The sequence below is a fragment of the Mesobacillus sp. genome, assembly GCF_047739415.1.
In the GTDB taxonomy this organism is placed as follows: domain Bacteria; phylum Bacillota; class Bacilli; order Bacillales; family Cytobacillaceae; genus Mesobacillus.
This window is the reverse complement of record NZ_JBIQOE010000176.1, coordinates 1-12,792: the sequence shown is the minus strand read 5'-3', so window position 1 is coordinate 12,792 and position 12,792 is coordinate 1. Positions and strand designations below refer to the sequence as shown.

The following is a 12,792-nucleotide window of genomic DNA, read 5'->3' as shown; positions in this document are numbered from 1 at the left end:
TCCGTGCCGACGACAGGGCTGAGGATTTTTCATTCCCTGACGCATGCTGTCCAGCCATTTCTGATAAAGTTTGCGATTGTCAGCGCAGGATTTTCAGCCGAAATGGCAACGGAACAATTTGGGATGATGGCGGGGATTGCGATGACGATTGGATTTTTCCCGGCATTCATCGCCCATTCGTTTCTGATCATCCTGATTCCGACGGTATCGAAGGCCTATGCGGAAAAAGAATTCTATAAGCTGCAAAAACTGCTTCAGCAGGTGATGCTGTTGACGCTGCTATATGGATTGCCAGCGGTAACTGCCTTTTATTTTCTGGCAGAGCCACTGACCAATACCTTCTTTCATTCTAAACAGGCGGCGGTCTTTTTGCAGCTGCTGGCGCCATACTTCTTGTTCCACTACTTCACGATCCCGATGCAGGCCTTTTTGATCGGACTCGGATTGGTGAAGGATGCCTTTATCCACTCCGTTTATGCAACGGTTGTTACCTTTTCTCTGATTTACTTGGTCGGCTCAAGACCGGATTGGGGGATGGAAGGGGTCATCGTAGGCATGAATACTGGCAGCATGGTCATCTTGCTGTTGCATTACCTGACGATTTGCAAAAAAATCGGCATTACCTGGATGGCTAAGAGCATAATCAAAGATTCGAGATATTAAAAGGAAAACAAAGTTCTGCGCAGAATTATTTATACAGATGAATTTTTTCAGGAGTGATGGCGTGGAAAAAGTACTGCGAGGGCATCATCTCCTCTGCGTGCATGGTTTCAGGGGGATGGGATACAGTCCAGAGTTTGTGAAGAAGATGGAAAGCATCGTAAAAGATATACGTGATCCTCAGCAGGATTTTTACATAAAAGTGGTCGCTGCATTCGATGATGCGTGTATGTCCTGTCCGCATAGGGGACTTGAGATTTGTGAGGCGAGTGAGGGTTCGAATGAACATGTGCTGACTATGGATGGGAATGTCATTCGTCATCTGGGTCTTGTGCCGGGAGAACGCTATTTGAAATCAGAGCTTGTCAATTGGACTGCGGAAAAGGTTGAACCAGATGACCTTGATGTTCTTTGTAAAAACTGTTCATGGCTATCATATGGAGTGTGCAAGGAAGGGATAGCCGAACTTCGTGAAAATAAAAAATGCCTGACGCGTAAGGGTTAATATAACCATCGTGTCAGGCATTTTCAAATATTTCTTCTATCCTTGGGTTATTGCCGTATAAAACTAGTTTGTCGCCAGGCTCCAATTTGGTATCATATGCTTTGTTGCGGATATTGATTTCGCCTCTCCTGATGAATAGGAGCATAACATCATCCTCTTTGTCCACTATTTCTTCAAACGTCCTATCCGCAAATTGGGAATCTTCTTTTATAGCGATTTCCCGAACCTCATCGTCTTCGTCCATCAACAGAACATCACTGATTGGCAAGTCTGCTAACTCATAATTCTCCTTCAATGCGCTTTTCATCTTTGTGCCCATCATCTTTTGTACTGCCGGTGTCCTTAAAATAAACAAGAAGGCTAAAAGTCCGCCCGCGATATAGGCTATTTCCATAGTATAAAAGTTGTCGGTTAATAGATTGCTTATAGCAGAGATAATGACGGCAAGCGAGAACGCCCCAAACAAAATCAGAAAGGCACCCAATCTTCGCCGAACAGGATGGTCGATGATCAATTCAGATTCGCCAGTAGTAAAACCCGTGCCGGTAAGCATGGAAATGACCTGGAACCGCGCGATTTTTCTGTCCAACCCGGTTGCAACAAAAATCGATGTGTTAATCTCAATCACAGTAAAAACAATGAAAAGATAAATAAAAATAAAGAGAATACCCAATTACATCCATCCCCCCCTCGTACACCCTAGTATTTGTTGATAAGGTTTGATTTAAACAAAAATAGACCGGGGAATAATTCCCCGGACATTTTTATCGTTGTTCCTGTAGATTCTCGTTGTAATAGTTAACTCCGTACATAGCGCCTTCGCTGACCATCTTGTTGTCTTCAATGTCCATCGGATCAGGGTTCCCGGCTTTTTGTACTGGAACGACATCCGTCTTTGATGGCATGATTTTTTCCTTTGCTTTTGTAGCCATACCGATTAGTTTTTCTTTGTTTTCAGGTTTCATCGCCATCCACAATGCTGCGGCTCCTGCGCCTAACATGACTGCATTTTTAGTCTTGGTTTGCATAACTGTTTCCCTCCTATATTAATTGTGCCTTTTCTATTGTCTATACTCTCATTTACCCGGTGCACAAAACTAAGAAACATTTTTATAATGGAAGATCTGCCAAGTATTAGCCATACAGTTTCAAGCAGGCTTATAAAGGGAAGATTAATAGTTGATTAACATAGAAAGGTCTGAGACCATTGAAGCATACATTTAATAAGGAAAACTGGATATGGTTTGATTACGAGAATGGAGAAGAGGAAAAGGTCAAGGAGCTAGTATCTCTAAGCCCTCAATGTGGAGAATGGATTGAGAATATAAAAGACCCGAAAGAAAACCTCCTCAAACTTAATACTGAGATAAGGGGGGAGGAATCTATTTGGGGCTCACTTGTGTATCAACAGGATATTGAAGAAAAAGGCGAGAAAAATATCTTTCATTTCTACATCAGCAAGGACAGCTTTATAACGGTGGACTTTAATTTCTCCATACTTGATACAAGTCCAATTAGAGTCCATAAGCAAATGGATCAGGCAGAAAATGCAGTTGAAGGTTTTTTCATTCTTTTGGGTGAGATTTTATCAAGTTATTTACAGAAGATTGATGGCTACGAAGAGCGGCTTCATAACCTTTTATGGGAAATGAAGGAACAGAACAACCGTGAAATACTCGAACGTATTTATGGAAATCGGCATGAACTTCTTGTTTGGAAAAACCTTGTGGTCCCGATTGTGGAACTGAAATTCATCGCGGAGGAAGCATATGGGAAATCCATCCATGAACAAACTGAATTCAGTCGGGTTGTGACCCGTGTAGAGCGGATTAGGATGTTGCTGGATGAATACCAGCAGGCCATTGATACGATGATTAATTTGGAAGAAGTGGTCTCGACCCACCGTGGGAATGAAATCATGAAGACTTTGACGGTTTTGACGACTCTATTCACGCCAGTTATGGCCTGGGGTGCTCTTTGGGGAATGAACTTCAAATTCATGCCAGAGCTGAAATGGAAGTTTGGCTATGCATTCGCCGGCTTTTTAATTATCGGAAGTACAATAATGGTTTATTATTATTTGAAGAAAAAAGGCTGGATGGGAGACATATTAAAAGTTAAAAAGAAGAATAGGTTTTTTGAATAGAAAACTGCACCTTCATGCTGAAGGTGCAGTCAGTTTGTCGACAAAAGGGGTTCGGAATGTTCTCATTCCGAACCCCTTTTTGAATTTCAGCGGATTTTTCATGGGAAATAGACTCTCTTAGCTTTAATTCTAGGCCATTACTGGACTTCTCCATGTCCAGTTGGCCATCTTCTTCAAGTTCAAGGCAGCGAAAGTAAGCATCGCCTGCATCGACAATTTTTTAAGCCCCCTTAGGGTTGTCCAACGCATGCCATGCTTTTCTTTTGCATCTGCGAATACACGCTCAATGGTTTCTTTGCGCTTCGCATAGATTTCTTTTACTTCCGGCTTGTGCCTCAAATGGTCCGCTTCTTCCACGTACTCTTGCCAGATATGGCGCGTTACCACCTTTTGATGATCCTTGCTTTCTGTACATTGCGCTAAAAACGGGCAGGTGGCACAGATATGCTTGGGGGATTTATATTCACGATACCCCTCTTTTGAGGTGGTGGAATACTTCAGCACCTCACCGGCAGGGCACAAGTAACAGTCATAAAATTCGTCATACACATAGTCATATTTGCGGAAAAAGCCATCCTTCGTCCGTGGACGGGTATAAGGCAAAGCCGGGATCATTTCGTTTTCCATCAGAAACTTCGTAATAGCCGGAGTTTTATAGGCTGCGTCGGCCGCAACGGCATTAGGCTTTCCAACTTTCTCTATCACTTGTTCTACCAGTGGCTCAAGGATCAGGCTGTCATGCGTGTTACCAGGCGTCACAATCGTACCTAGGACAAATTCGTTCCGGTCTGATGCCGCATGAAAGGAGTAGGCAAATTGTTTGGTCCGCTCATCTTTCACGTAATACCCACTTTCCGGGTCGGTCTTACTTTCCTTGATTTCCTTCGATTCTTCCTTGTCGAACTTTTCAGGAGGAATAGGCTTCTTCCCATGGTCTTCCCGATCCTGATTGATTTCTTCCTGGAGTTTCTCTTGATACGCTCGTGTCTCCTTCCGTACCACTTTCTTCTCGAATTTATGCTTATTCGCACTTGCTTTTACATGGGTTGAATCCACAAAGACGTGTTCGGCACTGATTAGTTTCTTTTCAGATGCAGTCTTAAGGATTCGATAGAAAATCTGCTCAAACAAATCGGTCTCTTTAAAACGGCGTTCGTAATTCTTCCCGAAGGTGGAGAAGTGGGGCACTTTATCATGAAATCCATAACCCAAAAACCACCGATAGGCCATGTTTGTTTCTACTTCTGCAATGGTCTGGCGCATGGACCGAATGCCAAAGGTATATTGAATGAAGGTAAGTTTAATTAAAATAACAGGGTCAATGCTTGGGCGCCCAATTTCCGAATATACATCCTTCACCAGGTCATAAATGAAAGAAAAATCAAGGGCTGCTTCCATTTTGCGGACTAGATGTTCCTGAGGAACAAGTTCATCTAAAGCGACCATCTCTAATTGATCTCGTTGGATTGGATTATTTTTCGAAAGCATCTTCATCACCTCAAGCGTTATATGGTTCTATTTTAAAATAGACTTTGGTATAGTTCTACCCTAAGTTTAGAAGCCCTGTTGATTGGAGTGGAAGGCGCGTAGACTCCTGCGGGATCAGCTGGACAGGTGAGACCCCGCAGACGCCAACGGCGGCGAGGAGGCTCACCGCCGGCCCCGCGGAAAGCGAAGCGCCTGGAAGGGAAATCAACAGCCCCGTTTCTCCTCCAAACTAAAAAAGACTGTAAACAAACACGATTTTCATCGAGTTTGTCTACAGTCTGGATCCGCTGAAGCCCAGCGGATTTTTTTTATTATTTATTTAGTTGCTTTTAAGCTTTTCAAGTTCAAATAGGAACTTGTCATTTAATACTTTGATATAGGTTCCTTTCATTCCAAGGGAACGAGATTCGATAACGCCTGCGCTTTCTAGCTTGCGTAGTGCGTTGACGATTACGGAACGAGTGATGCCGACTCTGTCAGCTATTTTAGAAGCAACTAGCAGGCCTTCTTTTCCGTTTAGTTCTTCAAAGATGTGCTCGATCGCTTCAAGTTCACTGTAAGATAATGAACTGATTGCCATTTGGACTACAGCTTTGCTTCGTGCTTCATCCTCAATCTCTTCAGCCTTTTCACGAAGGATTTCCATCCCTACAACGGTTGCGCCATATTCTGCAAGGATAAGGTCATCGTCGTGGAATTGTTCCTCAAGACGGGCAAGGATCAATGTTCCAAGACGTTCACCGCCGCCGATGATCGGTACGATTGTTGTTAGGCCGTTTTTGAAAAGATCTTTGTTTTCAACAGGAAATGCTGTGTACTCACTCTCCACATCCAGGTTCGGTGATGTCTCCTGTATATTGAAAAGATTTTTCGTATACTCTTCAGGGAATTGGCGGTCTTCGAGCATTTTTACCATACGCTCGTTTTCAATTTGCTGATTGATTCCTAAGCCTAAAAGCTTTCCTCTGCGGCTGACAACAAAGATGTTAGCTTCAATTACTTCACTTAGAGTTTCTGACATTTCTTTGAAGTTTACCGGTTTGCCGGCAGCTTTTTGGAGCAGGGCATTAATTTTTCTAGTTTTTGATAGTAAGTCCATTGTTTCTTCCTCCTATTTGCTTCAAACAGTAATACATTTATTTTAATCCTGGCTAGTTTCAATACTTAAGCACAATAAGCAGTCCTTATTTGTCTACCCTATTGAGTATGCATTAAAACGATTAACCATTATAATATGAACTGGCTTAAATCTTTGTTTCTTGAAATCGCGCCAAGTTTTTCTTCTACATATTGCGGAGTGATTGCCACCTTCTCCAGATTGATATCTGGAGCTTCAAAGCTCAGGTCTTCAAGCAGCTTCTCAAGAATTGTCTGCAGTCTTCGCGCTCCGATGTTATCGGTATTCTGATTCACATCATAAGCGACTTCAGCTATCTTACGAATAGCATCGTCAGAAAATTCAATTTGTATACCTTCTGTTTCCAATAAAGCTTCATATTGCTTTGTAAGTGCATTATCAGGCTCAACAAGAATCCTGTAAAAGTCCTCAACTGTCAGCTTAGTAAGCTCTACCCTGATCGGAAAACGCCCTTGTAATTCAGGTATCAGATCGGAAGGTTTCGCCATGTGGAACGCACCTGCAGCGACGAACAAGATATGGTCTGTTTTTACAGGGCCATACTTCGTGTTAACAGTCGATCCTTCCACAATCGGAAGGATGTCCCTCTGAACACCCTCACGTGAAACATCTGCACTGGAGCCACCGGAATTCTTGCTGGCAATTTTATCAATTTCATCAATGAAAATGATGCCTGCCTGCTCAGCACGGTATGTAGCTTCCTGAGTTACCTCATCCATATCAATCAGCTTTTGGGCTTCTTCATTGATTAATACCTGCCTGGCCTCACGTACAGGCAGCTTTCGTTTCTTGCGTTTCTTAGGCACCAAGCCACTCAAAGCATCCTGCATATTCATTCCCATTTGTTCCATTCCAGAACCCTGGAGCATATCAAACATGGAAGGCGTCTGCTCCTCGACTTCGACGGTTACCAACTCATCCTCAAGTTCGCCTTTTGCGAGCTTTTCCTTGATGACTTTACGCTTTTCGAATAACCCTAAATCTTCTGATTGGTTTTGCTCTTGTTCAGGCTGCTGCTGGCTTCCACCGAACAACATTTCAAGTGGATTTTTGTAATTCACTGATTTTTTCGCTGAAGGAACTAAAAGTTCGACAAGATGGCGGTTTGCATTTTCTTCTGCCGGTTCCTTTACACGCTCCATTTTTTCCTCTTTTACAAGCCTGATTGAGGTTTCAACAAGATCCCGAACCATGGATTCGACATCACGGCCAACATAACCGACTTCAGTGAACTTAGTCGCTTCCACCTTGATGAAAGGAGCGCCAACTAACTTAGCCATCCTTCTGGCAATTTCTGTTTTACCTACACCAGTAGGTCCAATCATCAGGATATTCTTAGGGATGATTTCATCCCGGATATTTTCAGCGAGCAAGCCGCGGCGGTATCTATTCCTGAGAGCTACTGCAACTGCTTTTTTAGCATCCTTTTGACCGATAATATACTGGTCCAGCTTTTCCACGATCTGCCTTGGAGTTAAATTTGTCGTTTGTTTCACACTCAACACTCCTTTTCTGTTACAGTTCTTCCACAATAATATTGTGGTTTGTGTAAACACAAATGTCAGCAGCAATTTCCAAAGAAGACTTCGCGATTTCTTTTGCTGTTAAATGTTCTCCAGCATATTGCTTTAATGCACGGCCAGCAGACAAGGCATAATTACCTCCAGAACCGATCGCCAAAATGCCATCGTCAGGTTCAATGACTTCACCTGTTCCGGAAATAAGAAGCATATCGGTCTCATTCAATACAATCAGCATAGCCTCGAGCTTCCTTAGGACTTTATCACTTCTCCATTGCTTTGCAAGTTCGACCGCGGCTCTTTGGAGATTTCCGTTGTACTCCTCAAGCTTGCCTTCAAACATCTCAAACAGGGTGAACGCATCTGCGACTGAACCGGCAAATCCTGCAATTACTTTACCATTAAACAACTTTCGGACTTTCTTTGCTGTGTGTTTCATCACTACAGCATTTCCAAAGGTCACCTGGCCATCGCCTGACATTGCGCATTGGCCTTTATGTTGAACAGCAAATATCGTTGTGGCATGGAATTCTGACATTCCTTCGTCCTCCTTTTGGCTTAAGCCCTCGGATGATGTGACATATAAATATTGCGCAAGTGCTCTTTCGTAACATGGGTATATACTTGCGTTGAAGACAGGAACGCATGACCCATTAGCTCCTGGACTGTCCTCATATCAGCTCCATTGCTCATCATATGTGTGGCAAATGAATGGCGCAGTTTATGGGGATGGATTTTAACTGTCAGAGCAGACTTTTCGATCAGCTTATTGAGGATTTCCCTAATTCCTCTGTCTGTGAGAGGCCCACCCCGGAAATTCAAGAACAAATGGCCATGATCATCTTTAGTCTTCAGAAGCTCTGGTCTCCCATTCTTTATGTAGTCTTCAATCGCATCCTGAGCAAAGCTTCCGAAAGGCACATATCTATCCTTTTTCCTTTTTCCATGAATTAAAACTGTTGATAAGGATAAATCTATATCCTTCAGCTGGATTTTACAGCACTCACCTACACGGATTCCTGTAGCGTAAAGTAGTTCCAAAAGGGCTTTGTTCCTTTTCCCAATCGCAGTTTCGGTTTCACATGCATTAAACAGCTGAGAAAGTTCCTCTTCATAAAAAAAATCTGGCAATCGCTTTTCCAGTTTCGGTATGGATACAAGAGAAAAAGGATTATCTCCTACTATTTTTTCACGAAGCAAAAACTTATAAAAGCTGCGCATACATGAAATCCTGCGGGCGACAGACTTTCTGGAGAGCTGCTGGTCAAATAATTTCGTGAGGTAAATCCTTGTATCAGCATACTCAATATCACCCAGACTAGTCAGACCTTGTTCAGACATGAACAAAAAAAATTCCCTAATATCATGTTGATAATGTTCAATTGTATATTGTGAGTAATTTTTTTCAATTTGTAAATATTCAATAAATAAGTTTAAAGAATTGTTCACATTTGCTTCCATCTCGTCACCTCACAAGGGCTACTAAATAGTATCATATTTATATAGCCCTCGCAATAGAAATTACAAATTTTTCACAAATTTCTGAATTGTTTCCAATGCTCTGGAAGCATGCTTCTCATTACGTTCCTGTTTAGCCTTAATTTTCTCTGGTAAATCAGGGAAAAGCCCAAAGTTTGCATTCATCGGCTGGAAGTTTTTCGCGTTTGTTGTTGTAATATATCTTGCCATGCTTCCCATTGCTGTTTCATGCGGGAATTCCACTGGCTCGTCGCCTTTTACCAGACGTGCAGCATTGATTCCAGCAATCAGGCCGCTCGCTGCTGATTCCACATATCCTTCAACCCCGGTCATTTGTCCTGCAAAGAATAAATCTTCCCTATTCCTGAATTGATAAGTTGCTTTTAAAACCTTAGGTGAGTTGATAAAGGTATTACGGTGCATGACACCGTAACGGACAATTTCAGCGTTTTCCAGACCAGGAATCAGTTGGATTACTTCCTTTTGCGGCCCCCATTTAAGATGAGTCTGAAAGCCTACAATATTGTAAAGTGTTCCAGCAGCATCATCCTGGCGTAGCTGAACTACGGCATAAGGTCGCTTTCCTGTTCGAGGATCCTCCAGCCCAACCGGCTTCATCGGTCCGAAAAGCATTGTCTTCCTTCCTCTTTGGCCCATGACCTCGATCGGCATACAACCTTCAAAAAAGATTTCTTTTTCAAATTCCTTAAGCGGAACTGTTTCAGCAGAGATCAACGCTTCATAAAAACGGTTGAATTCTTCCTCTGTCATTGGACAGTTAAGGTATGCTGCTTCCCCTTTGTCATATCGGGATTTCAGGTAGACTTTATCCATGTCGATGCTGTCTTTTTCAATAATAGGAGCTGCCGCGTCATAAAAATATAAATATTCTTCCCCTGTAAGTTCCTTCAATTGCTGGGAAAGCGCCTGACTTGTCAATGGGCCTGTAGCGATGATGGTCGGCCCTTGTGGAATTTCAGTGATTTCTTCATAAAATACAGTAACATTAGGATGTTCCTTCACACGGCTCGTAACTTGTGCTGCGAACTCATGACGATCTACTGCCAAAGCTCCGCCTGCCGGTACTGCACATGCGTCTGCTGCTCCAATGATGACAGAGTCAAGCTTTCTCATCTCTTCTTTTAATACACCGACTGCATTTGTTAATGTATTTGCACGCAAAGAGTTGCTGCAAACCAGTTCAGCGAATTTATCTGTATGGTGAGCAGGTGTCTGCTTTACCGGTCTCATCTCATATAAGTTCACTTTGATGCCTCTTTCGGCAAGCTGCCATGCAGCTTCACTTCCGGCCAAGCCGGCACCGACGACATTTACTGTAGCTTCAGTCATTTCTATTTCCTCCAGTAGCTATTAAAAGTTACGCGTTTGCTTATTCTAATCCAAGTTCCATGTCTATTAGGATCTTAACAGGCAAAATATAAGCAACAGCCTTTCCAAAAGAATTATTATAACATCTGCCTTGACATAAAGCTTCTATTATATACTCAATCTTACTTACTTTACCCTGATTCCTGTACCATTTTGCACTTTCCTTTACGAAAAAGAAAGAAAAAAGTTTCACAATCCAGTTAAATTCTCAATTAACAGCAAAAAAAAATCAAAGAGTGAGCCCAAGGGCTCACTCTAGCTTTGTGGTTCCTCTTTATAGTCACATTCTGTACATTGAACCTGGACGCCCTTTTTAAGCTTCTTTTCAACTAGCATATTTTCGCATTTAGGGCATTTCCTTGCAAGTGGTTTATCCCATGAAAGGAAATCGCATTCAGGGAAACGATCACAGCCGTAAAATATCCGGCGTTTCTTGCTCTTCCGCTCAATGATATTGCCTTCCTCACATTTAGGGCATTTGACCCCAATCTCCTTGACGATTGCCTTGGTGTTTCTGCAGTCAGGGAAATTGCTGCAGGCCATGAACTTGCCGTAGCGGCCCATTTTAAATACCATCGGTGAACCGCACTGATCACAATCTTCCCCAGCGGGTTCATCCTTGATTTCAATTTCTCGCATTTCTTTTTCCGCAACTTCAAGATTCTTTTCAAAATCACGGTAGAATTCGTCAATGACTTTGACCCAATTGATTTTCCCGTCTTCGACATTATCGAGATTCTGTTCCATTTTGGCGGTGAACTCGAGGTCAAGAATTTCCGGGAAGAATTCCAGCATAAGCTCATGGATCACTTCGCCAAGTTCGGTCGGCACGAAACGCTTATTATCAAGTGATACATAGCCTCTCTTCTGGATAGTATCAAGGGTTGGAGCGTATGTTGATGGTCGGCCAATCCCCATTTCCTCAAGCGTCCTGACGAGCCTTGCTTCTGTATATCTTGGAGGCGGCTGTGTAAAGTGCTGCTTCGGTTCGATATCTTTCTTCGTGACCTCGTCACCTTGCTTTAGGTCAGGAAGGAATTTATCCTTTTCTTCCACCTGGTCATCTGAACCTTCTACATAAACCTTCATAAAGCCTGGGAATTTAACCTTTGAGCCTGTTGCACGGAAAGTAACTTCACCGTTCTTTAAATCAACACTCATCGTATCCATAATCGCGGAAGCCATCTGGCTCGCGACGAACCGTTCCCAAATAAGTTTGTAAAGTCTGTATTGATCCCTTGAGAGGAATTCCTTTATCGTCTCAGGAACCTTCATTGTACTTGTTGGCCGGATCGCTTCGTGGGCATCTTGAGCATTGGACTGTTTCTTCTCTTTCCTTGCCTCTGTTTGAATGAACTTTTCTCCATACTGACCAGTGATATACTCCCTTGCTTCGCCTTGTGCAACTTCAGAAATCCTGGTAGAGTCCGTTCTCATATAGGTGATCAAACCGACTGTGCCTTCTTTTCCAAGGTCGATACCTTCATAAAGCTGCTGGGCAAGCATCATTGTCTTTTTGGCACGGAAGTTAAGCTTTCGTGCTGCCTCCTGCTGCAACGAAGAAGTAATGAATGGCGGTGCAGGGTTACGTTTACGTTCTTTCTTCGTCACCGACTCAACAGTGAATTTGTTTCCCTTTACTTGTTTAAGGATGTTTTTGACATCATCTTCTGATTTCAACTCAGTTTTTTGTTTGCCAATTCCGTAAAAAGAAGCTTCAAAAGCACTTTTTCCTTTCAGGAATTCCGCACCGATTGTCCAATATTCTTCTGGAACAAACGCAGCGATTTCCTTCTCACGATCAATGATCATCCTTAAGGCAACAGATTGGACGCGTCCTGCGCTCAGCCCTTTCTTGACCTTCTTCCAAAGTAGCGGGCTGATATTATAACCCACTAGTCTGTCCAGAGCACGACGTGCCTGCTGGGCATCTACGAGGTCCATATTGATCGCCCTGGGATGTTTAAAAGATTCCTTGATGGCATCCTTGGTTATCTCATTAAATACAACCCTGCAATCAGAATGGACATCAACGTCAAGACTTTTGGCCAAATGCCATGCAATTGCTTCCCCTTCTCTGTCGGGGTCAGCCGCGAGATAGACTTTCTTTGCTTTTTTCGCAGCAGATTTCAATTCCTTCAGAACTGGTCCCTTACCACGGATTGTAATGTACTTAGGGTTATAATTGTTTTTTGTATCAATTCCCATCTGACTCTTAGGCAAATCTATCAAATGCCCCATAGAGGCTTTCACTTTATATTTTTTTCCAAGATAACGCTCAATCGTCTTAGCCTTTGCAGGCGATTCAACGATGACTAAAAAATCCGACATCCAATTGTCCTCCTTAGAGGTATAAAATTACATTCATTATTATCAACATACCGTAGAGTTGTCAAATTAACCCTCCAAGTAAACGGTTTCATCTAACTTAGGGATTTTAAAATACCTGATGCAAAATGTATAACAG

12 protein-coding genes are annotated in these 12,792 nt (G+C 42.7%); 3 read left to right on the top strand and 9 right to left on the bottom strand.

The window, feature by feature from the left end; translation table 11 throughout:
* Nucleotides 1–663: polysaccharide biosynthesis C-terminal domain-containing protein (locus ACH0QE_RS13790; protein WP_415801184.1), on the top strand; the 663-nt coding region annotated here is incomplete at its 5' end.
* A gap of 115 nt (nt 664–778) precedes the next feature.
* Nucleotides 779–1,165 (top strand): DUF1284 domain-containing protein, encoded by a 387-nt coding sequence (locus tag ACH0QE_RS13785; protein ID WP_415801185.1) that lies wholly within the window; start codon nt 779–781, stop codon nt 1,163–1,165.
* Nucleotides 1,166–1,178: 13 nt separating this feature from the next.
* On the opposite strand, the gene ACH0QE_RS13780 is transcribed toward ACH0QE_RS13785, so the two are convergent.
* Entirely contained in the window at nt 1,179–1,838 is a 660-nt protein-coding gene (locus ACH0QE_RS13780) for a TrkA C-terminal domain-containing protein (protein WP_415801183.1), read from the bottom strand.
* A 91-nt stretch (nt 1,839–1,929) separates the two neighbouring features.
* Entirely contained in the window at nt 1,930–2,193 is a 264-nt protein-coding gene (locus ACH0QE_RS13775; protein WP_415801182.1) for a hypothetical protein, read from the bottom strand.
* Nucleotides 2,194–2,372: 179 nt separating this feature from the next.
* On the opposite strand from ACH0QE_RS13775, the gene ACH0QE_RS13770 reads away from it, so the two are divergent.
* Complete coding sequence (locus ACH0QE_RS13770; RefSeq protein WP_415801181.1) at nt 2,373–3,311, top strand: magnesium transporter CorA family protein; 939 nt, start codon at nt 2,373–2,375, stop codon at nt 3,309–3,311.
* A 129-nt stretch (nt 3,312–3,440) separates the two neighbouring features.
* Here the strand turns inward: ACH0QE_RS13770 and ACH0QE_RS13765 are convergent, their stop codons facing one another.
* From ACH0QE_RS13765 to topA, 7 genes are all read right to left on the bottom strand, one after another.
* Nucleotides 3,441–4,799, bottom strand: coding sequence for an IS1182 family transposase (locus ACH0QE_RS13765; RefSeq protein ID WP_415801180.1), 1,359 nt, complete (start codon nt 4,797–4,799; stop codon nt 3,441–3,443).
* A 319-nt stretch (nt 4,800–5,118) separates the two neighbouring features.
* The gene (gene codY / locus ACH0QE_RS13760) at nt 5,119–5,898 is read right to left on the bottom strand and encodes a GTP-sensing pleiotropic transcriptional regulator CodY (RefSeq protein WP_415801179.1); all 780 of its coding nucleotides are present in this window, start codon (nt 5,896–5,898) and stop codon (nt 5,119–5,121) included.
* Nucleotides 5,899–6,026: 128 nt separating this feature from the next.
* Nucleotides 6,027–7,433, bottom strand: a complete 1,407-nt coding sequence (gene hslU, locus ACH0QE_RS13755; protein ID WP_415801178.1) for an HslU--HslV peptidase ATPase subunit — start codon at nt 7,431–7,433, stop codon at nt 6,027–6,029.
* A gap of 19 nt (nt 7,434–7,452) precedes the next feature.
* The gene (gene hslV, locus ACH0QE_RS13750) at nt 7,453–7,995 is read right to left on the bottom strand and encodes an ATP-dependent protease subunit HslV (protein WP_041964480.1); all 543 of its coding nucleotides are present in this window, start codon (nt 7,993–7,995) and stop codon (nt 7,453–7,455) included.
* Between the two features lie 20 nt (nt 7,996–8,015).
* Nucleotides 8,016–8,918: a tyrosine recombinase XerC gene (gene xerC, locus ACH0QE_RS13745; RefSeq protein WP_415801177.1), complete on the bottom strand. Its 903-nt coding sequence runs from the start codon at nt 8,916–8,918 to the stop codon at nt 8,016–8,018.
* Nucleotides 8,919–8,978: 60 nt separating this feature from the next.
* Nucleotides 8,979–10,286, bottom strand: coding sequence for an FADH(2)-oxidizing methylenetetrahydrofolate--tRNA-(uracil(54)-C(5))-methyltransferase TrmFO (gene trmFO / locus ACH0QE_RS13740; RefSeq protein WP_415801176.1), 1,308 nt, complete (start codon nt 10,284–10,286; stop codon nt 8,979–8,981).
* 294 nt (nt 10,287–10,580) lie between these two features.
* Nucleotides 10,581–12,656, bottom strand: coding sequence for a type I DNA topoisomerase (gene topA, locus ACH0QE_RS13735; RefSeq protein ID WP_415801175.1), 2,076 nt, complete (start codon nt 12,654–12,656; stop codon nt 10,581–10,583).
* Between the last annotated feature and the right edge of the window lie 136 nt (nt 12,657–12,792).

Coding starts and splice junctions, on each gene's coding strand:
- topA (WP_415801175.1), bottom strand. CDS start 12,656: ATGTCGGATTTTTTAGTCATCGTTGAATCGCCTGCAAAGGCTAAGACG.
- ACH0QE_RS13775 (WP_415801182.1), bottom strand. CDS start 2,193: ATGCAAACCAAGACTAAAAATGCAGTCATGTTAGGCGCAGGAGCCGCA.
- xerC (WP_415801177.1), bottom strand. CDS start 8,918: ATGGAAGCAAATGTGAACAATTCTTTAAACTTATTTATTGAATATTTA.
- codY (WP_415801179.1), bottom strand. CDS start 5,898: ATGGACTTACTATCAAAAACTAGAAAAATTAATGCCCTGCTCCAAAAA.
- ACH0QE_RS13765 (WP_415801180.1), bottom strand. CDS start 4,799: ATGCTTTCGAAAAATAATCCAATCCAACGAGATCAATTAGAGATGGTC.
- hslV (WP_041964480.1), bottom strand. CDS start 7,995: ATGTCAGAATTCCATGCCACAACGATATTTGCTGTTCAACATAAAGGC.
- trmFO (WP_415801176.1), bottom strand. CDS start 10,286: ATGACTGAAGCTACAGTAAATGTCGTCGGTGCCGGCTTGGCCGGAAGT.
- ACH0QE_RS13785 (WP_415801185.1), top strand. CDS start 779: ATGGGATACAGTCCAGAGTTTGTGAAGAAGATGGAAAGCATCGTAAAA.